The sequence below is a fragment of the Streptomyces sp. NPDC018045 genome (genome assembly GCF_044327445.1).
Taxonomy (GTDB): domain Bacteria; phylum Actinomycetota; class Actinomycetes; order Streptomycetales; family Streptomycetaceae; genus Streptomyces.
On sequence record NZ_JBIRFL010000009.1, the window covers coordinates 247,815 to 268,397 of the forward strand.

Annotated in this window: 13 protein-coding genes; all 13 read left to right on the forward strand. The window is 75.0% G+C overall.

The features are described 5' to 3' along the window. From ACH4EB_RS22465 to ACH4EB_RS22525, 13 genes are read left to right on the forward strand one after another with little or no spacing between them, the layout of a single operon-like run. Positions 1-1,176: a 3-hydroxyacyl-CoA dehydrogenase NAD-binding domain-containing protein gene (locus ACH4EB_RS22465; protein WP_398349323.1), complete on the forward strand. Its 1,176-nt coding sequence runs from the start codon at positions 1-3 to the stop codon at positions 1,174-1,176. Continuing rightward, positions 1,173-3,095, forward strand: coding sequence for a non-ribosomal peptide synthetase (locus ACH4EB_RS22470; protein WP_398349324.1), 1,923 nt, complete (start codon positions 1,173-1,175; stop codon positions 3,093-3,095). The genes ACH4EB_RS22465 and ACH4EB_RS22470 overlap by 4 nt, the downstream gene beginning before the upstream one ends. Further along, complete coding sequence (locus tag ACH4EB_RS22475; RefSeq protein ID WP_398349325.1) at positions 3,088-7,872, forward strand: SDR family oxidoreductase; 4,785 nt, start codon at positions 3,088-3,090, stop codon at positions 7,870-7,872. Before ACH4EB_RS22470 ends, ACH4EB_RS22475 begins: the two co-directional genes overlap by 8 nt. A gap of 2 nt (positions 7,873-7,874) precedes the next feature. Further along, positions 7,875-8,906 carry a MupA/Atu3671 family FMN-dependent luciferase-like monooxygenase gene (locus tag ACH4EB_RS22480; RefSeq protein ID WP_398349326.1) on the forward strand — a complete coding sequence of 344 codons (1,032 nt, stop codon included), beginning with the start codon at positions 7,875-7,877 and terminating at the stop codon, positions 8,904-8,906. Beyond that, on the forward strand, positions 8,903-10,273 hold the full coding sequence (locus tag ACH4EB_RS22485; RefSeq protein ID WP_398349327.1) for a condensation domain-containing protein: 1,371 nt from the start codon (positions 8,903-8,905) through the stop codon (positions 10,271-10,273). Before ACH4EB_RS22480 ends, ACH4EB_RS22485 begins: the two co-directional genes overlap by 4 nt. Next, positions 10,270-11,238, forward strand: a complete 969-nt coding sequence (locus tag ACH4EB_RS22490) for an acyl carrier protein (protein WP_398349328.1) — start codon at positions 10,270-10,272, stop codon at positions 11,236-11,238. The genes ACH4EB_RS22485 and ACH4EB_RS22490 overlap by 4 nt, the downstream gene beginning before the upstream one ends. After that, positions 11,235-12,158: an acyl carrier protein gene (locus ACH4EB_RS22495; protein ID WP_398349329.1), complete on the forward strand. Its 924-nt coding sequence runs from the start codon at positions 11,235-11,237 to the stop codon at positions 12,156-12,158. The genes ACH4EB_RS22490 and ACH4EB_RS22495 overlap by 4 nt, the downstream gene beginning before the upstream one ends. A 4-nt stretch (positions 12,159-12,162) precedes the next feature. Beyond that, the gene (locus ACH4EB_RS22500; RefSeq protein ID WP_398349330.1) at positions 12,163-12,423 is read left to right on the forward strand and encodes an acyl carrier protein; all 261 of its coding nucleotides are present in this window, start codon (positions 12,163-12,165) and stop codon (positions 12,421-12,423) included. Further along, entirely contained in the window at positions 12,420-13,817 is a 1,398-nt protein-coding gene (locus ACH4EB_RS22505; protein ID WP_398349331.1) for an MFS transporter, read from the forward strand. Before ACH4EB_RS22500 ends, ACH4EB_RS22505 begins: the two co-directional genes overlap by 4 nt. Beyond that, entirely contained in the window at positions 13,814-16,984 is a 3,171-nt protein-coding gene (locus tag ACH4EB_RS22510) for an amino acid adenylation domain-containing protein (protein WP_398349332.1), read from the forward strand. The genes ACH4EB_RS22505 and ACH4EB_RS22510 overlap by 4 nt, the downstream gene beginning before the upstream one ends. Then, positions 16,981-17,331, forward strand: a complete 351-nt coding sequence (locus ACH4EB_RS22515) for a hypothetical protein (protein WP_398349333.1) — start codon at positions 16,981-16,983, stop codon at positions 17,329-17,331. The genes ACH4EB_RS22510 and ACH4EB_RS22515 overlap by 4 nt, the downstream gene beginning before the upstream one ends. Then, entirely contained in the window at positions 17,328-18,524 is a 1,197-nt protein-coding gene (locus ACH4EB_RS22520) for a lactate 2-monooxygenase (RefSeq protein ID WP_398349334.1), read from the forward strand. Before ACH4EB_RS22515 ends, ACH4EB_RS22520 begins: the two co-directional genes overlap by 4 nt. Then, the gene (locus ACH4EB_RS22525; protein ID WP_398349335.1) at positions 18,521-20,515 is read left to right on the forward strand and encodes a CocE/NonD family hydrolase; all 1,995 of its coding nucleotides are present in this window, start codon (positions 18,521-18,523) and stop codon (positions 20,513-20,515) included. The genes ACH4EB_RS22520 and ACH4EB_RS22525 overlap by 4 nt, the downstream gene beginning before the upstream one ends. The last annotated feature ends 68 nt before the right edge of the window (positions 20,516-20,583 follow it).

Genomic DNA, 20,583 nt, shown 5'->3' on the forward strand with positions numbered 1-20,583 from the left:
ATGACGGACCAGACGTCTTTCGAGCGGATCGCGCCGGAGGCCGCCGGTGCGGCGGTGTCCGGGGCGGCCGCGGCGCCGCTCGGTGACGTGTCCGCAGTGTCCGGAGCGGCCGCCGTACTCCCGTTACCCGTACGGCAGTTGGTGGCGCACGGAAGCCCGGACCCGGTCGTCGAAGAGGTGCTGCGGCAGCCCCCGGGGCGCGGCGAGATACGGCTGCGCGCCGCGTGGAGCCTGGTGAGCCCGGGCACCGAACTGCACTACCTGGACCGCTCGGCACGCACCGGCGAGCGCTTCGTCCTCGGGTACTGCTCGGCCGGGGAAGTGGACGCGGTCGGCCCGCGGGCGCCCGGGTTCGCGCCCGGCGACCGGGTGATCGCCATGGGCTGGGGCGAGGCCGTGCACAGCGAGGCGGTCACCGTGCCCTACCGGCTGTGCCACCGGGTGCCGGCCGGCCTCGACCTGGCGGACGCGGTGGTGGCGGGGCTGGCGGCGACCGCCGTGCACGCGGTGGACCGGGCCGTGCTGGAACCCGCGGACGAGGTGGCCGTGGTGGGCGCCGGAATGGTCGGCCAGTTGGTCGCCCAGATCGCGGCGGCCCGGGGCCTGCCGACCACCCTGCTGGACCTGCGCCCGGAGCGGCTGCGCACGGCGTCGGCGCTCGGACTGGCCGCGGCCGACGGGGAGCGCTTCTTCGCGGAGCGGGCAGCGGACCCCGGGCAGGAAGCGCGCGGGGGCCGGTGCGTCTTCCTGTGCGGCACCGGGGACGCCGGGGCCACCGTCGCGGCGGCGGCCCGCTGGGCGGGCCGGGCCCCGGGGCGCCCCAGGCTGGTCGGGGTGGGCCGGTTCGCGGCACACATCGACTTCAGCGTGGAGCTGGGCAACCTCGACATCCGGTACGCGGCCCGCTGCGGAGCCGGGTACCGGGACGCCTCGTACGCCCGCGGGCTCACCGAGGTCGTGGCGCCGGACGGCGAGGGCACGGTCACCGAGAACCTGCGACGGGCGCTGGACCTGATCGGCTCCGGCGCGATCCGCCCGGCCCTGATGGGGCTGCCGCGCCTTCCGCTGGAGCGGGCCGCCGAAGCCTACGCGCGGCTGCGCGAGCGGCCCGCGCACCCCGCCGTCCTCTTCTCCCACGGCCCGGCCGCCGCACCGGAAGGGGGCACCACGCCATGACCACGACGCCGGCAGCACCCGCCGAAGTGCCCACCGGGCACCGGCCGTTCCCGCCCGCCGAGCAGGCCGGGACCCTGGTGCACCGCTTCCTGGAACAGGCCGCCGCCCACCCGGGGCGGGCGGCCGTGGTCACCCCCGAGGCGCGCTGGACCTACCGGGAGACCGCCGACCGCGCGGCCCGCGTCGCCGCCTCGCTGGCCGCGGCCGGACTGCGGCCGGGCGACCGGGTCGGGCTGCTCTTCTCGCACGGCGCCGAGATGATCGCGGCACTGCTCGGCGTGCTGCGCGCCGGACTGTCGTACGTACCGCTGGACGCCGCCTACCCCGAGCCGCGCCTCGCCTTCATGGCGCGGGACGCGGGCGTACGGGCCCTGGCCGCCACCGAGCAGCACCTGTCGCCGGCCGGCCGGCTGGCGGGGGAGCGGCCGGTGCTGGCGTACGAGGAGCTGGTGGCGGGGGACGCGGACGAGGCGGCAGCCGTGCGGGCGCGGCCCGACGGTGAGGCGTACGTGCTGTACACCTCCGGCTCCACCGGGCAGCCCAAGCCGGTCGCGCAGCGGCACCGCAACGTCCTGCACCACACGCGGGCGTGGACCGACGGCCTGGGCATCGGCCCGCTGGACCGGCTCACCCTCCAGTCCGCCTATAGCTGGGACTCGGCGGTGCAGGACACCTTCGCCGCCCTGCTCAACGGGGCGGCCCTGTACCCCGTCGACCTCAAGTCGCTCGGCATCGGCGGCCTGCTGCGGTGGATGGCGGACGAGGAGATCACCGTCTACCACTCCACGCTCCCGGTCTTCCGGGCCCTGGTACGGGCCATGGAGACGCGGGGCACCGCGCTGCCCGCGATGCGGATGCTCGCCCTCGGCGGGGACACCCTCCACCTGGCCGACCTCGACGCCGCCCGGCGGGCCTTCGCGGCGCACTGCCGGGTGGCCGGGGCCTACGGCTCGACCGAGTGCTCCTGCGCGCTGCTGCGGGTCGCCGACCGCGACTACCGGCCGCCGACCGGGGTCTTCCCGCTGGGCTCCCCGGTGGCCGCCACCCAGGTGTGGCTCCAGGACGAGCACGGGCAGCCGGTCGAGGGGGCGGGCGAGGGCGAAATCGTCGTACGCAGCGACTACCTGGCGCCCGGCGCGGTCCCGGACGGGCGGACGTACCGTACCGGCGACCTGGCCCGGCGGCTGGCGGACGGCACTCTGCTGCTGATCGGGCGCCGCGACTTCCAGGTGAAGATCTCCGGGATCCGGGTGGAGACCGGGGAGGTGGAGAGCGCACTGAAGGAGCTGCCCGAGGTGCGCGAGGCGGTGGTGATGCCGTTCACCGACCGGCTGGGCGAGCGGCAGTTGGCGGCGTACCTGGTGGCGGCCGACGGGGCGCGGGCCGAACCGGCGGCGCTGCGGGCGAAGTTGCGCGGCGTGCTGCCCGACCACGCGGTGCCCACGGCGTACGTCCTGCTCGACGCGCTGCCGCTGACCCCCAACCACAAGATCGACCGGGCGGCCCTGCCCGACCCGCTCGCGGCCCGGGAGACCGGGCCGGCCGCCGGCGCGCCCGGGACGGGGCCGCTGGAGCGGGCCGTGGCCGAGGCGTGGCGCGAGGTGCTCGGCACCGGCGCGGTGGCGCTGGACGACAACTTCTTCGACCTGGGCGGGACGTCCCTGCGGGTGGCCGCCGTCCACGAACGGCTCACCCGCACCGTCGCGCCCGGACTGCGGATGACCGACCTCTACCGGGCACCGACCATCCGGAGCCTGGTACGGCTCATCGGCAGCGGCCAGGAGGACTCCACCGCGGGCACCGTACGGGGCGCCCGCAGGCGCGCGGCCGCCCGTGGCGGTACCCGCCGGGCCGCCGCCCGTACGCGCCCCGCCGGTCCGCCGCCGCATCCCCAGCAACCAGGAGGAACTCGTGACTGACCGTCCCTACGCCGACGCCGCCGCGGCGGACGGCGCCGACCTCGACGGACGGATCGCCGTCGTCGGCCTGGACTGCCGGCTGCCGGGCGCCCGCGACCACCACGCCTTCTGGCGCAACCTGCTGGCGGGCACCGACCAGATCCGCGACGTGGACGAGGAGCAGCTCACCGCCGCCGGAGTGGCGGCCGGCGAACTGGCCGACCCCCGCTACGTGCGACGGGCCGCGACGGTCGAGGACGCGGACCTCTTCGACGCCTCCTTCTTCTACCTCAGCGCCCGCGAGGCCGAGCGGATGGACCCGCAGCTCCGGCTGTTCCTGCAGTCCTCCTGGAAGGCGCTGGAGCACAGCGGCCACGACTCCGAGCAGTACGCGGGCCGCATCGGCGTCTTCGCGGGCGCGCTGAACAGCACGTACCTGCTGAACAACGTGCTGACCGGGGAGCAGGGCTTCGCCGGCTCGCTGCCCAGGCTGCGCCAGGACCTGTCCGCGCTGATGGGCAACGACTCCAACTACCTGGCCACCCGGGTCTCGTACCACCTCAACCTCACCGGCCCGAGCATCTCCGTGCAGACCGCCTGCTCCACCTCGCTGGTCGCGGTGCACCAGGCGGCGCAGAGCCTGCTGGCGCAGGAGTGCGACGTCGCGCTGGCCGGCGGGGTGGCGCTGCGCTTCCCGCAGGAGGCCGGGTACCGGCACGAGACCGACGGGATCACCTCGGCGTCCGGCACGGTGCGGCCCTTCGACGCGGGCGCGGACGGCACGGTCTTCGGCAACGGCGTCGGTGTGGTGGTGCTCAAACGGCTGGCGGACGCCCTCGCCGAGGGCGACACCGTCTGGGCGGTGCTGCGCGGCTCCGCCGTCGGCAACGACGGCGCCGACCGGGTCGGCTACACCGCGCCGGGCGTCACGGGCCAGGCGGCCGTCCTCGCCGAGGCGCTGGCCGTGGCGGACGTGGACCCGGCGACCGTCAGCTACCTGGAGGCCCACGGCACCGGCACCGCGATGGGCGACCCCGTCGAACTGGCCGCCGTCGCGCAGTCCTACCAGGTGGCGGGCGCGCCGCCGCTGACCATCGGGTCGGTGAAGGCCAACCTCGGCCATCTGAGTACGGCCGCCGGTGTCACCTCGCTCATCAAGTGCGTGCTGATGCTGCGGCACCGCACACTGGTGCCCACCCCGCACTTCACCGGGTGGAACCCGCAGTGCGAGGTCGCGGGCACCCGTTTCCGTGTCGGTACGCGGACCGAGCCCTGGCAGCCGGCGGAGGGCGGCCCGCTGCGCTGCGCGGTCACCTCCACCGGCATGGGCGGTACCACCGCGCACGTCGTTCTGGAGGAAGCCCCGGAGCCCGGCCCGGCGGCACGGCCCGCCGCCCCCGTCGTCCTGCTGCCGGTCTCCGCCAAGTCCCCGGCCGCGCTGGAGACCGCGCGCCAGGAGCTGGCGGACCACCTGGAGGCCACGGCGCCCGGCGAGGACGCGCCCCAGGCCCTCGGCGACACCGCCCTGGAGGACGCGGCCTACACCCTGGCCACCGCCCGCCGCACCTTCAACTACCGCGCGGTGCTCACCGTCCCGGACCGCGCGACGGCCGTGCGCGCGCTGCGCAGCGGCGACCCGCGCTTCACCCACCAGGACTCCGGGCAGCCCGCCGACCGACCCGTCGTGCTCCTCTTCCCCGGCCAGGGCGCCCAGCACCCGGGCATGGGCCAGGGCTGGTACCAGCACCTCCCGGTGTTCCGCGAGGTGCTGGACGAGTGTGCCCGGCTGCTGGAACCGCACCTGGGCCTGGACCTGCGGGACGCCCTCTACCCGCGACTGCGCGAGTACACCGGCGCCCCGCACGACCTCAACCGCACCCGGCTGACCCAGCCCGCGCTGTTCGCGGTGGAGTACGCGCTGGCCCGGCAGTGGACGGCCTGGGGCGTGCGCCCGGCCGCGCTCGTCGGGCACAGCGTCGGCGAGTACGTGGCCGCCACCCTCGCCGGGGTCTTCCGGCTCCCCGACGCCCTGCGGGTGATCGCCGAGCGCGGCCGGCTGGTGGACGGGCTGCCCGGCGGGGTGATGGCGGCGGTCATGCTCCCGCCCGCCGAACTGGCCCCGTACCTCGAAGACGGCACCGAGGACGGCCGGGTCGCGCTCGCCGCGGTGAACGAGCCCGCGGTGTGCACCGTGGCCGGGCCCAAGGACGCGGTCCGCGCGCTCACCACCCGGCTCACCGCCGACGGCGTGGCCCACCGCAAGGTCGTCACCTCGCACGCCTTCCACTCGGCCATGATGGACCCGGCCGTCGGCCCCCTCACCGAACTGCTGCGCGATGTCCCGCTGCGCCGCCCCGAGATCCCGTTCCTGTCCAACCGGACCGGCACCTGGATCACCGACGAGGAAGCCACCGACCCGGCCTACTGGGGACGGCATCTGCGCGAGACCGTACGGTTCGCCGACAACGTGGCCACCGTGCTGGACGGCGAGGCCCCGGTCTTCCTGGAGGCCGGGCCGGGCCAGACGCTGGCCACCTTCACCCGGCGGCACCCGGACCGCGAGACCGGCGTACCGGTCCTCACCTCCGCGGCCCGCGGGCGGGACGCCGGTGCCGACCTGACCGCGGTGACCGCCGCGCTCGGCCGGCTGTGGGCGGCCGGCCTGCCGGTGGACTGGCAGGGCTACTACGCAGGCCGCGGCCGCGGCCGGGTGCCACTGCCGACGTACCCCTTCGAAGGCACCCGCTACTGGGTCGAGCCCGGCACCGGCACCCTGACCGGAGCGGGCGGCGGCACCGGCGGCGGGGTGCGCAAACTCCCCCTGGACCAGTGGTTCTCCGCCCCGGTGTGGCGCCCCGCCGTGGGCACCCTCGACGCGCCCGCCGAGCCGGTCGCCGACCCCGTCCTGCTCTTCGCCGACGCGCCGGGCACCGCCGGCCGGATCGCCGCGCACGCCTGCGCCGGGGAGATCCTGACGGTGCGGGCCGGCACCGCGTACGGGCGGGACGGCGACACCTGGACGCTGCGGCCGGACTCCGAGGAGGACCACGCCCGCCTCGTCGCCGACCTGCTGGCCGAGGAACGGCTGCCGGACCGGATCCTGCACGCCTGGTCCACCGCGCCGCTGCCCGCCGAACGCGGCAAAGAACGCTTCGAGGCCGCCCAGCGGCACGGCCTGTACAGCCTGATCGCCCTGGTCAAGGCGCTCAGCGAACACGGCGTCAGCAAACCGCTGCACCTCGACCTGATCAGCGCGGGCGCCTACGCCGTCAGCCCGGCCGAGCCGGAACCGGCGTCCGAACTGGTCCCGCTCGCCGTCGCCGCCCGGGTCATCGGCCAGGAGCACGGCAACATCGGCGCCCGCCACTTCGACCTGCCCGCCCCCGTGGACGAGCACTCGCTGCGCACCCTCGCCGCCGAACTGGCCGGACAGCGCCGCCCCGAGGTGGCCACCACCCTGCGCGGCGCCACCCGGTGGATCACCGACCTGGAGCCGGTACGCGCCGACTGGACCGCCAAGGCCGTCTCCCGGCTGCGCGAGGACGGCGTCTACCTCATCACCGGCGGCCTCGGCGAGATCGGTGCCACCATCGCGCAGTGGCTGCGCCGCGAGTGCCCCGGCGTCCGCCTGGCACTGCTCACCCGCGAACCGCTCCCCGGCCGCGCGGAGTGGGACACCTGGCTGGACACGCACGACGAGGACGACGGGACGGCGCTGCGCATCAAACGGCTGCGGGCCCTGGAGGACGGCGGTGGCGAGCCCCTCCTCGTCCACGCCGACGTGGCCGACGAGGACGCGCTGCGGGCCGCGGTGGACCAGGTCACCGCGCACTTCGGCACGGTGCACGGGGTCGTGCACGCGGCCGGGCTGCCCAGCGAGCAGTGGGACCGGGCGATCACCGCGGCGAGCGCCGAGCAGTGCCGGTGGCACTTCGCGCCCAAGGCACACGGCCAGATCGCCCTGGAGAAGGTACTGGCCGGCCACGACGTGGACTTCGTCCTGCTGCTCTCCTCGCTGGCCGGTGTGCTCGGCGGGCTGCGGCTGCTCGGCTACGGCGCCGCCAACCACTTCATGGACGCCGCCGCCGAGCGCGCCAACCGCGGCCTGGACCGTACGGTGTGGATCAGCGCGGCCTGGGACGTGTGGCAGCACCACCAGGACGAGAAACGGGCGATCTCCGCGATCGGCCGCAGCATGGACGACAAGGCGATCCAGCCCGAGGAGGGCCTGGAGGCCGTCCGCCGCCTGCTGACACTGCGCGACGTCTCCCACGTCGCCGTGTCCACCTGGGACATCGGGCACCGGCTCGACCAGTGGGTGCGGGACGAGCGGATCGCCCGGCCGACTGCGGGCACCGCCGCCGCGGCGGACGGCGCCGGCGCGCAGGAGGCGGCGGACGACCTCGTCGGGCAGGTGGCGCGGCTGGTGCGCACCGCGCTGGGCGCCGAGGAGATGCCGCTGGACGGGGACATCTTCGAGTTCGGCGGTGACTCGCTGCTGATCGTGCGGCTGCTGTCGGACCTGCGGGACCAGTTCTCGGCGGAGGTGCCGCTGGCGGAGGTGCTCGGCGAGCCGACGCCCCGGGCCCTGGCCGCGCTCGTACAGGAACGGCTGGACGCCCGTACGGCGGCCGCTGCCGGGGCGGCCGACGCGCCCGCCCCCGACGCCCCCGCCGACGACATCGCGTCGCTGGCGGCGCAGTTGGCCGCGCTCGACCCGGACGACATCGAACGCCTGCTGGCCGAGGCACGGCAGGACGGCCACAACGACCAGGACCGGCAGGAACAGGAGCGCTGACCGTGGACTTCAGCCTGATCTTCTTCTCCGGGGACGAGAAGAACAAGTACCGCTTCGTGCTCGACGCGGCCCGCTACGCGGACGAGAACGGCTTCACCGCAATCTGGACCCCGGAGCGGCACTTCCACCGCTTCGGCGGCCTCTACCCCAACCCCTCGGTGCTCGGCGCGGGCCTGGCCATGCACACCCAGCGCCTCCAGATCCGGGCGGGCAGCGTCATCCTGCCGCTGCACAGCCCGATCCGGGTCGCCGAGGAGTGGGCGGTGGTCGACAACCTCTCCCGGGGCCGGGCGGGCATCGCCCTGGCCACCGGCTTCAGCCCGCTGGACTTCGCCATCCGGCCGGAGGGCTGGTCCGACCGCAGGCAGCGCACGTTCGACGCGGTGGGCACCATCCGCGAACTGTGGGAGGGCGCGCCGGTCTACGTCCAGGACGGCCTGGGCAACCACGTCGAGGTGGAGCTGCACCCGCAGCCCGTTCAGCCCGAACTCCCCATCTGGCTCACCTGCACCAAGAGCGCGGAGACGTTCGAGACGGCCGGGCGGCTCGGCTGCAACGTGCTGACCGCGCTGATCGACATGACAAACGAGGAGCTGGAGGAGAAGCTCGCCCTCTACCACAAGACCCTGGAGGAGTACGGGCACGACCCCGAGAGCACCACGGTCACGCTGATGCTGCACACCTTCATCGGCACCGACCTGGAGGAGGTCAGGGAGACCGTCCGGCCGCCCTTCAGCGACTACCTGCGCTCCTTCTTCACCGTCATCGACTCGCAGAAGAAGAACCTCGCGCCCGGCGCGGGCGTCCGGGACATCTCCGCCGACGACCAGGACGAACTGATCAAGTTCGCCTTCGACAAGTACTTCGAGAAGGGCGCGCTGCTGGGCACCCCCGACTCCTGCGCGGCGGTGGTCGACCGCTTCCGGGGCATGGGGGTCAACGAGATCGCCTGCCTGATCGACTTCGGCGTCGACGAGGACCTCGTCGTGCAGAGCCTGAGCCACCTCAACGAACTCCGGAGGCGTTACGCATGACCACCGCCCCCTCCCGCGCCGACCTCGTCACCCGGCTCGCCGCCCTCACCCCCGGCCAGCGCGATCGCCTGCGCGGCCGGATCCCCCGGGCGCTGGCGGACAAGCGCCGCCCGACCCCGGGGCAGCGCCGGCTGTGGCTGACCCAGCAGCGGCTGCCCGGCCGGCCGGTGGACGTGGTCTGCCAGGCCGTACACCTCACCGGCGGCCCCGTGGACCTCGACCTGCTCGCCGAGCGCGTACGCGGCTTCGCGGCCCGGCACGAGGCGCTGCGCACCACCTTCCAGGAGGACGGCTCGGGCCTCCGGCCGGTGGTGCACGACGAACTGCCGCCCCGGCTGGCCCGGACCCGCTGCGCCGACGCCGACGAGGCGCACCGGCTGGCCGGGGAACTGGCCGCCGAACCGTTCGACCTGGCGGCCGGGCCACTGCTGCGGGTCGTCCTCGCCGACGGGTCCGCTCCCGACGAGGCCTGGCTGCTGGTCGTGGTGCACAACCTGGTCTTCGACGCGTGGTCCTTCGAACTGCTGCTGGACGAACTGGCCCGCCCCGCCGACACGGAGCCCGCCGCCGCCCCCGCGTTCAGCGACCACGCCCAGGGCCTGCGGCAGTGGATCGCCGGCCCGGAGGGGCAGGAGGCGGCCGCGTACTGGGCCGGTGAAGTGGCCGACGCCCCGCCCCCGCTGCCCACCGACCGGCCGCGCACCGCCGACGGCACCTCGCGCGAGGGCGGCCGGGTGGACTTCACGGTGTCCCGGGACGTCACCGAGGCGATCGCCGCCGCGGCGCAGCGCGCGGCGGCCACCGCGTACACCGGCTGGCTGGCCGTGGCCTGGGCCGCGCTGGCCGAGTTCGGCGGCCGCGCGGACGTCCTGCTCGGCACGTTCACCGCGGGCCGGGACCGCCCCGGCACCGCCGAGGTGGCCGGCTACCTGCTCAACGTGCTGCCGGTCCGGCTGCGCGACCCGGGCGACGGCTCACACGCCGCCCGGACCCGCGCCGCCCGCACGGCGACCCGGTCCGGCCTGCGGCACGCCGCGTACCCGGGCGAGCTGATCGCGGCGGAGGTGTCGCCGCCCCGCGTGCCGGGCACCCACGCCCTCCTGGACGCCGTCTTCGTCTTCGACAACCTCGGGGAGGGCGGCCGGGAGATCCAGGGCGCCCGCGCCACCACCGCCGACCTCGACAAGGGCACCGCCCGCTACGACCTGACACTGTCCGTCTACCCCGGCCCGGAGGGCACCGAGGGCTGGATCGAGTACGACTCCGAGCTGTACGACGCGGCCACCGTGCGCCGTCTCGCCGAGCGGTTCACCGCCCTGGCCACGGCCGCGGCCGAGGCGGGCGGCGGGGACGGGGACCAGGGATGACCACCGCACGGCTGTGTGCCCCGGCCTATGAACTGGGCGAGTACGCCGACCCCGTCACCGAGTTGCCGGAGCTGCTGGCGGACCCCGAGGCCGCGGACCGGCTGACCGCCCCGGCCGCCGGATTCGACACCTACCGCTGGTCGGACGGGCAGGTGGTGGAGCTGATGGCCGCCGCCGCCCAGCGCACCCTGGGCGAGGCCGGAGTGCCGGGCGACGAGGTCGACCTGGTGCTGCTGGCCACCGACTCGCTGCCCCGCGACCGCTCGGCCCACCGGGACGTCGCCGAACTGCTCCAGGAGACCGGGCTGACCCGGGCCACCGCGAGCACGCTCGGCCTGATGGACTGCGCCACCGCCATGGCCGCCGTCGGCACCGCGGCCTCCCTGGTCCGGGACGGCAGCGCCCGCCATGTCCTGGTCGTCTCCGGCGACCTGGCCGACCACGCCACCGGCGGCGAACGCGTCGTCGCGGGTGGCGCGGCCATCGCCAGCGACGCCGCCGCCACCGCCCTGGTGTCGGCCACCGCGGCCGGGCTCCCGGTGCTGGGCATGGCCCACCACGCCGCCCCGGAACCGGCTCCGGGCGAGCCCGCGAGGCGGCAGTTGGCGGCCCGGGTCGCCGCGCACCGCGAACTGTTCACCCGGCTCGCGGCGCGTCATCCGGTCCGGCCCGAGGAGGTGCGGGCCGTCCTGCCCAGCAACTTCGCGCGCAACGTACTGGAGATCTACCTCTCCGACGTCGGCTACGGCGGTGACCGGCTCGCCCTGGGCAACGTCGGCCGGATCGGGCACTGCCTGGGCAGCGACCCGCTGATCAACCTCGCCGACCGGCTCGCGGAGGCGAAGGCCACGGGGGAGGAGCAGGCGGACGGCGCGGACCGTCTGGTGCTCCTCGGCGCGGGCATCTCCCACCTGGCGGCCGTGCTGCTGGGCGCCCGCCCGCTGCCGGCGGAGGCGGCCGGGTGAGCGCCGGGGCGGCGGCCTATGTGAACGGCTGCGCCGCGGAGTTGGGCGCGCTCCGCCGAACGGTCGCCGACCTTCCCGAGTACGCGGCCGCGCCACCGGCCCCGGGCACCGGCTTCGCCGAGTACCGCGAGGCCGAGGGCGGCATCCTCGGCCTCCTGGAACCGGCCGTGCGCGGTGCCCTGGACGCCTCCGGGACCGACCCGGCGGACGTGGACACCGTGCTGCTCGCCACCGAGTCGCTGCCCGCCGACGGCCCGGCCCGGCACGCCGCCATGGAGCTGCTGAGCGGTCTCGGCCTGCGCCGGGCCTACCCGTTGACGCTGGGCCTGGCCGACTGCTCCACCGCCACCGCCGCCCTCGACCTCGCGGCGTCCCTGGTCAGGTCGGGCGCGTCCGGCACCGTACTGGTCGTCTCCGGGGACCTCGTCCGTACGGTGCTGCCGGACGGCCGGGTGATTCCGGGCGGCACGGCGGTCGCCGGCGACGGTGCCGCCGCGGCCGTGGTCTCGCGGCGGCGGCACGGCTGGGAGGTGCTCGGCGGGGCCCGCCGGATCGCCCACGAGGTCTTCGGGCCCGGCCCGCCGGGCCGCCGGCTGATCGCCCAGCTCGCGCTGTACCAAGGGGTGTTCGCCGATCTGTGGCAGGCCACGGGGCTGGCGGCGCGGGACCTGGGGGCCGGCGCCGTGCTGCCCAGCAACCTCGCCCGGGACACCCTGCGGACGTTCCTGGGCGAGGCCGGCCTCGCGGACGGCCAGCTCTACCTGGACAACGTCCCGCGTACCGCGCACTGTCTGGGCAGCGACCCGCTGATCAATCTCACCGACCGTACGGCCGGGGGCGCCGAGCCGTCCCCCGTCGTACTGCTGGGCACCGGCGCGGCGCACGTCGCCGCGGTTCTACTGCATCCCGTGGAGGAATGAGCACATGCCGACGGTAGAGGAGAGGACCGCCGGAATCTGGCGGGAGATCCTGGACCTGGACGCCGGGACACCCCTCGGCCCGGAGGACGAATTCTTCGCCCTGGGCGGCACGTCCCTCCAGGCCATGTCCCTGGTGCAGCGGCTGCGCGAGGAGTTCGGCGTCCCCGTGGCGCTGGGCGCGCTGCTGGAGGACGCCTCGCTGCGGGCCGTCGGTGCCGTGCTGACGGCGGCCGGAGCCGGCCACGAGGAGACCGCCCGGCCGTGAAGATCCAGTCAGTGGCCGCCCTGCGGCAACTCCCGCCGCGCACCCGTGCGGTGATGGGCGCCAACCTGGTCAGCTCGGTGGGCACCGGGCTGGTCCAGCCGTTCCTGGTCCTGTATCTGACCCGGGTACGCGGGCTGCCGGTGGGTGCCGCCACCGCCGTCATCTCGGTGATCGCGGTGGCGTCGCTGGTGGGCGGCCCGGTGGCCGGGCGGCTGGCCGACGGCCGCTCGCTGCGCGGCACGGCCGCCGCCGCGATGGCCCTCGCGGCCGTGGGCACGGCCTCCTTCGCCCTGGTCACCGGGGTGGGCGGCGCGGTGCTCGCCGGGCTGGCCTACGGACTGGCGTACGGGGCGATGGTCTCCGTATGGAACACCGCCATCGCCCGGAGCGTCGAAGGGGCGGCCCGTTCCACGGCGTTCGGGTTGCAGTTCGTCGGGCTCAACGCGGGCGTGGGGCTCGGCGGCCTGCTCGGCGGGATCTTCGCCTCGACGGCCGACCCCACCCGCTTCCAGCTCCTGTACATCGGCGACGGCCTGTCGTTCGTGGCGGCCGGCGCCGTCCTCGTCCTCGCGGTGGGACGGCGGACGGGAGGACCGGCGCCGGCCGTGCCGGAACCCGCCACCGAACCCCGTGGGTACGCCGTCGTCCTCCGGGACCGCGCGCTGCTCAAGGTGCTGGCCTTCACCGTCGCGCTGATGGTGGTGGGGTACGGGCAACTGGAGTCCAGCATTCCCGGGCTGGTCGCGGTGCGCGGCATGGACGCGCGGATCATGGCGTGGGGGTTCGTGGCCAACACCTGCTGCATCGTGCTGATCCAGTTCGCCGCGGTGACCCGGATCTCCCGCTCCCGGCCCGCCGTCCTGCTCGCCTGGACCGCCGGGAGCTGGGCGGCGAGCTGGCTGCTGCTCCTGCTGGCCACCGTGGGCAGCGGTACGGCGGTCCAGGCAGCGCTGGTGATCGGCGCGCTCGCGGTGTTCGCCGTCGGGGAGGCGCTGCTGGCCGTGGCGCTGCCCACCCTCGTCAACACGCTGGCCGACGACCGGGTGCGCGGCCGGTACAACGGCGCCTACTCCGCGGCCATGTCGGCGGGCCTGGTCGTGGGCCCGCTGCTGGGCGGCCAACTGCTCACCGGGGGCCAGCCCTGGCTGCTGGCCGTGGTCCTGGGCACGGGCTGTGTGGCGTGCGTCGGCGTGGCCCTGCGGATCGAGCGGCCGCGCGCCTCGGCGGACGGTGCGCGGACGGCCCCGCCGCCGTCGCGGGAGCCGCTCGTCCGGAAGGACGGCGATCCGTACGAGAACGAGCACCGGCACGAGCACCGGGACGAGCATCGGGACGAAGACCGGGACACGGACAAGGGCGGGCCGCAGCGGCTGGTCGCCGGGGGTGGACGATGACCGTGGTGCACGAGATCTTCCGGCGGCGGGCGGCGGCGCACCCGGAAGCCACCGCCCTGCTCCACGGGGAGCGGGCCGTGAGCTACCGGACACTGGACCGCGCCTCGGACGCCTACGCGGCCGAACTCGCCGCGGCGGGCGTACGCCCCGGGGACATCGTGCCGGTCGTGATGCCGCGCTCCCCGCGCCAGGTGGCGACCGTCCTGGCGGTCCTGAAACTCGGTGCCGCCTACGCCGCCCTGGACCCCCGCTGGCCCGCGCCCCGGATCGCGGAGCTGACACGGCGTTCGGATGCCCCGCTGCTCGCCGCGGCCCCCGGGCAGGCGCCCGGTGCCGCCGGTTCGGCCGGGCCGCCGGTCCCGGTGTGGGTGCCCGGCACGGACGTCGAGGAGGCTGCCGCCACCGGCAGCGCCCCGTCCGGGGTGTCCGTACGGGAGACCGACCTGTGCTGTGTCTTCTTCACCTCCGGCAGCACCGGGCGCCCCAAGGGCGTGCTCTCCCCGCACGCCGGAACGGTGCGGCTGTTCACCCCGGCCGAACCGGCGGCCCGCTTCGCGGACCTCGGCCCGGACACGGTCTGGCCGCAGGCCGCCCCGCTGCCCTGGGACGCCGCCTCCCTGGAACTGTGGGGAGCGCTGCTGAACGGAGGCACCGCCGTCCTGGTGGACGAGCCCTACCTGACGGTGGACGGCCTGCGCGACCTCGTACGCCGGGCGGGCGTGAACACGCTGTGGCTCACCGCCTCGCTGTTCAACCTGTTCGTGGAGGAGGACCTGGCGTGCTTCCGCGGGCTGCGGCAGCTCATGGTGGGCGGTGAACGGCTCTCGCCCGCACACGTCCGCCGCTTCGTACGGGCGCACCCCCGCATCGCCCTGGTGAACGGTTACGGACCCGTCGAGACCACCGTCTTCGCCACCACCCACCGGATCACCGCCGCCGATGTCGCCGACGGCGCGGACCCCGGCGCGCAGATCCCGGTGGGCCGTCCGGTCGGACGGACCGACGTGTTCGTCCTGGACGCGGAGCTGCGGCCGGTCCCGCCGGGCAGCACCGGCGAGATCTGCGTCGCGGGCGCCGGGCTGGCCCGCGGCTACCTCGCGGACCCGGAGCAGACCGCGCGCGCCTTCGTCGACACACCGCTGGACGACGGCGCCGTACGCCGCGTCTACCGCACCGGCGACCTCGGCTTCCGCACCCCCGACGGCGTGCTGCACTACCTGGGCCGCGGCGACCGGCAGATCAAGGTGCGCGGCCACCGCATCGAGCCGGGCGAGGTGGAAGCGGCGGTGGCCCAGGTGCCCGGGGTGCTCCGGTGCGCCGTCGTCCCGATGACGGCGGACGGGAGCTGTGTGGGGCTGGCCGCCGCGTACACGGTGCGGGACGGCGGGGAGCCGGTGTGCGCGGAGACGGTGCGCGGCGTGCTGGCCGAGCGGCTGCCGGAGTACCTGGTGCCGCGTGCGCTGGCCCCCGTGGACGCCTTCCCGTTGACCGACAACGGCAAGCTGGACACCGCCGCGCTGCTCGACCTGGTCATGGCAGGTACGCGAGCGGCCCGGCCCCGGGCCGACGCGCCCCCGCTCCCCGGCCCCGGGAGCGGCGCGGTGGCGGGCCAGGTGACCGCGGCCTTCGCCGAGGTCCTGGGTACGCCTCCGGAGGACATTCCCGCCGACGCCTCGCTCTTCGAGCTGGGCGGCACCTCGCTCGACGGCGCCCGGTTGTGCGTCCGTATCGGCGTGCGCACCGGCGTCCCCGTACCGGCCTCCGTACTGATCGCGGGCCCGACCGTGCGCGACCTGGCGCGGTGGATCGAGAAACGGCGGGCGGACGAGCCGTCGGGAGAGCCGGGAGAGCCGGGAGACGCCGGGGAATCCGCACACGCGGGTCCGCTGCCGCTGCTCCCCGTCCAGACCGGCTTCCTGTACGAGCAGCAGCTCGACCCGGCCGGCACCTCGGCGCACTGCGTCCTGCTGTGGCGGGTGACCGGCGCCTTCGACCCCGAGGCGTTCCGGGCCGCGGCGGACGACGTGCACCGGCGGCACCAGTCGCTGCACGCCCGCTATGTCTTCGACCGCCGCTCGGTGGCGGTCCTGGACGGGCCGGCCGCACCGGTGGACGTACGGGTCCTGGAGCCGCACGCGGACGAGACGGCCGCGCTCACGGCCGTACACACCGTGCTCCTCCAGCCGCTGGACATCGGCTCAGGGGCCAACTGGCGCTGTGTCCTGGCGCCGTGGGGGGCCGGAGCCGGCTGGCTGCTGGGCATCGTGGTGCACCACATCGCCTTCGACGGCGGCTCCGAACGGCCACTGGCCGAGGACCTGTCGGCGGCCTACGCGGCCCGGCTGCGCGGCGCGGCGCCCCGGGCCGCGCGCCCCGCCCCGCTGGCGGCCGTCCTGGCCGGCCACCGCGCGCAGGTGAACCGGGCCGCCGCCGAGGAGCAGCGCGCGTACTGGCGCACCGAACTGACCGGCGTGCCACCGCTGGACCTGCCCTCGCCCGACCCGGCCGAGGAGGACCCGGCCCCGGCCGCCGCTTCGGCCCCCTCCCCGCCCTCGCTCCGCTTCCCCCTCTCCGCCGCCGAGTACGCGGCCTTGGACGAGCGGGCCCGGCGCCACGGCAGCACCCGCTTCGCGGTGCTGCTCGCGACATACGCCGAAGCCCTCGCCTCCGCGACCGGGCAGCGCGATCTGGCGGTCGGCGCGCCCATCGCCAAGCGCTACCACCCGGACACCGCCGACGCGGTCGGCTGCCTGATCGATGTGGTCTGTTTCCGGATGCGCCCGGCCGGGGACGGGACCGCGCACGCGCTGCCCCGCCTCCTGGAGGGCGTCCACGCCGGTCTGGCCGCGCAGGACGTGCCGTTCGAGGAGGTGGTACGGCTGGCCGCCGACCCGGCACGGGACCGGTCCCGGCACCCGCTCTTCCAGACGATGTTCGCCCTCCAGGAGGGCCCGCCACCGCGCCTGGCCCTGGAGCGGTGCGTGACCGAGACCGTCCGGGAACCGCACCCACGGGCCGTGCACGAGCTGGAGGTGGAGGTGTGGCCGGACGACGCGGGCGGCGCCGAGGTGGTCTTCGGGCACCGGCCGCGCCAGGCGCCCGCCGCGTTCGTGGCCCGGGTGGCCACCGCCTACCGCCGCCTCCTGCGACAGCCGGACCGGCCGTGAGCGAGCGGACGGAGCAACGGGAGCGGACCGGCACGGTGCCCGGCGCCGTGGACGACGGGGACGGTACGGCCCGCCACCGGGCCCGCATCCACGAGCTGGACCGGGACATCGCCCGGCTCGTCCGCCTGCGCACCGCCGAGGACCACCGCCTGCAGACGGCGCGCCGCGCACGGGGACACCCGCGTACCGACCTGACCTGGGAGAACTCCGTACTGCGCGGCTACCAGGAGGAGCTGGGCCCGGCCGGCGCCCGGCTCGCCCTGATCCTGCTCGGGCTGGGCCGGAGCGCGCCCCCGGGGACGGCAGAGGAAGCGGAAGAACGGAAGAAGGAGCACACCAGCACATGACAGCGCCCGAACGCGGCTACGCGGACTACCAGTTCCGGATATACATGAACGGGCTTGAGGACCGGATCCCGCCGTTCACCACCGACTTCGGTGCTCTGGAGGAGGTGGCCCGCGAACGGATCGGCCCCCAGCCGTACTGGTACATCGCCGGAGCGGCCGGCAGCGGCGCCACCGCGCGCGCCAACCGGGCCGCCTTCGACCGGCACCGCATCGTCCCGCGCATGCTGCGCGACGCCACCGCCCGCGACCAGCGCACCACCGTGCTGGGCGGCGAACTGGCCGCCCCCGTCGTGCTCGCGCCGATCGGTGTGCAGTCGCTGGTCCACCCGGACGGCGAGCTGGCCACCGCCCGCGCCGCCGCCGCGACGGGTGTGCCGATGGTGCTGAGCACCGCCGCCTCGCACACGATCGAAGAGGTCGCGGAGGCCAACGGGGCCGACGGACAGCGCTGGTTCCAGCTCTACTGGCCGCACGACGACGAGGTGACCGCCAGCATCCTCAAGCGGGCCCGGACCTGCGGCTACACGGCCCTGGTGGTCACCCTGGACACCTGGCAGCTCGCCTGGCGGCCGCACGACCTCGACCAGGCCTACCTGCCGTTCCTGCGCGGCAACGGAGTGGCGATCCCGCTGTCCGACCCGGTTTTCCGCTCCCGGCTGGAGCGGCCGGTTGAGGAGGACCCGCAGGGTGCCGCCATGCAGTGGCTGCCGATCTTCAGCGGCAAGGCGCACACCTGGGACGAGCTGGGCTTCCTGCGGGAGAACTGGGACGGCCCGATCGTCCTGAAGGGCATCGTGCACCCCGAGGACGCGCGCCGGGCGGTGCGGGCCGGGATGGACGGCATCGTGGTGTCCAACCACGGTGGCCGGCAGGTGGACGGGGCGGTGGCCGCCCTGGACGCGCTGGTCGACGTGGTGGCGGAGGTCGGTGCCGAGACGGAGGTGCTCTTCGACTCCGGTATCCGCGGCGGCGCCGACGTGTTCAAGGCGCTGGCCCTGGGCGCGCGGGCCGTACTGCTGGGGCGTCCGTACGTCTACGGGCTGGCCCTCGGCGGCGCCGCGGGGGTGGAGCACGTCGTACGCGGCCTGCTCGCGGACTTCGACCTGACGATGGGGCTGTCCGGCTGCACCACGATCGCGGACATCGGCCCGGACACGTTGCACGCGGGCCACGGCGGGGAGGAGCGGCGGTGAACCGGCGTGTACGGACGGCCGGCTGGACCGCGGTGGCGCTCACCGGAGCCTGCGCGCTGGCGCTGACCCCGGTCGCCCTGACCGGCACCGGGACCCGCGCCGAGGCCGCGGACAGCGGCGCGGCGAAGACTCCCGCGGCGGCCCCGGCCGCCGCCCAGGGCCCAAGCCCCGAACCCGCGGCCGGGGCCTGGCCGCCCAATACCGGCACAGGCCCCTGCAAGGTCGGCAGGACCGGCGACGTCGGCGCGCGCATGCGGGACGGCACCGTCCTGCGCGCGGACGTCTACCGGCCGCGCACCGACGAGAAGGTCCCGGTCATCCTGATGCGTACGCAGTACGGCAAGAAGGCGGCCGAGGTCCAGCCCTCCAGCTACCAGACCCCGCAGTGGTTCGCCTCGCACTGCTACCTCGTCGTGGTGCAGGACGTCCGTGGTCAGTACGCCTCGGACGGCGACTTCTACGAGTTCGCCAACGAGGCGAAGGACGGCTACGACAGCGTCGAATGGGCGGCCCGGCTGCCCGGCTCCAACGGCAAGGTGGGCATGTACGGATCCTCCTACGTGGGCGCCACCCAGTGGCTGGCCGCCCAGGAGCGCCCGCCGCACCTGAAGACGATCGTGCCCGACAAGACCTCCGACGACTACTACGACGGCTGGACCTACGAAGGCGGCGCGTTCCGGCTGAACTTCGTCATCCCGTGGGCCATGCGCAAGATCGTTCCGTCCGCCGCGGCCAACCGCGGTGACCGGGACACGTACCACCAGGTCAACCGGGACTACCAGGACGTACAGAAGTGGCTGGGCAGCGCCCCGTACAACCGCTTCCGGCCCTTCCACCCCGGCGACCCGAAGGTCGCGCCGTACTTCTTCGACTGGATCGGGCACCGGACGTACGACGACTACTGGCGCCGATGGGCCCCGAAGGAGAACTACGAGAAGGTCGGCATTCCGGTCCTCAACTACGCCGGCTGGTACGACGCCTTCCTGGACGGCTCGATCCGCAACTACCAGGGCATGGTCCAGCGCGGCGGCTCGCCCCGGGCCCGCGCGAACCAGCGGCTGGTCATCGGCCCGTGGGACCACACCGGCTGGGGCCGGCCGACCAGCAGCCCGGCCCCGATGCTCCAGCGGATCGGCCCGGTGGGCAACAGCCCCGTCAACGAGATGATGCTCGCCTGGTGGGACCACCACCTCAAGGGCAAGGACAACGGCGTCGGCAAGAACGGCGTGGACTACTTCGTCATGGGCGCCAACAGGTGGCGCACCGCGCCCTCCTGGCCCCTCCCGCAGACCCGCTGGACCGACTACTACCTCTCCAGCACCGGTCACGCCGCCGGCAACACCCAGGACGGCACGCTGTCCACGGCCCGGCCCGCCGCGCACACCCCGGCCGACCACTACACCTACGACCCGCGCAATCCCGTACCCAGCGTCGGCGGACACTCCTGCTGCACGGCGGCCGTCAGCACCCAGGGCCCCTACGATCAGCAGCAGATCGAGCAGCGCCCCGACGTCGCTGTCTACACCGGCGCGCCGCTGGCCAAGGACACCGAGGTCACCGGCCCCATCACGGTCACGTTGTACGCCAGGTCCTCCGCGCCGGACACCGACTGGACCGCCAAGCTGATCGACGTCCACCCCGACGGCACCGCGGTGAACCTCAACAGCGGCATCCTCCGGGCGAGCTACCGGGAATCACTGAGCGACCCGAAACCGATCGTCCCCGGCAAGGTGTACGAGTACACCATCAAGGTGTGGCCGACCAGCAATCTGTTCAAGAAGGGGCACCGGATCCGGCTCGACCTGTCCTCCAGCGACTACCCGCAGTACGACCCGAACCCCAACACGGGGAGCTGGCTGGGGGTGTCCACGGACCAGCGCACCGCACGGCAGACCGTGCTGCACGACGCGGCGCACCCGTCGAAGGTGACGCTCCCGGTGATCCCGGACGGCGGCCGGGACCAGGGCAGCGACACGCCACCCCAGAAGTAGCACCGCGACCCGTATTTGACAGCGTATCCGTACACGTACCTCCGCGTACCTGTACCGACTCCGTCATC

Excerpts from the sequence above, each read along its gene's own strand:
- ACH4EB_RS22500 (WP_398349330.1), top strand. The coding sequence starts at position 12,163 with ATGCCGACGGTAGAGGAGAGGACCGCCGGAATCTGGCGGGAGATCCTG.
- ACH4EB_RS22470 (WP_398349324.1), top strand. The coding sequence starts at position 1,173 with ATGACCACGACGCCGGCAGCACCCGCCGAAGTGCCCACCGGGCACCGG.
- ACH4EB_RS22510 (WP_398349332.1), top strand. The coding sequence starts at position 13,814 with ATGACCGTGGTGCACGAGATCTTCCGGCGGCGGGCGGCGGCGCACCCG.
- ACH4EB_RS22465 (WP_398349323.1), top strand. The coding sequence starts at position 1 with ATGACGGACCAGACGTCTTTCGAGCGGATCGCGCCGGAGGCCGCCGGT.
- ACH4EB_RS22485 (WP_398349327.1), top strand. The coding sequence starts at position 8,903 with ATGACCACCGCCCCCTCCCGCGCCGACCTCGTCACCCGGCTCGCCGCC.
- ACH4EB_RS22490 (WP_398349328.1), top strand. The coding sequence starts at position 10,270 with ATGACCACCGCACGGCTGTGTGCCCCGGCCTATGAACTGGGCGAGTAC.
- ACH4EB_RS22520 (WP_398349334.1), top strand. The coding sequence starts at position 17,328 with ATGACAGCGCCCGAACGCGGCTACGCGGACTACCAGTTCCGGATATAC.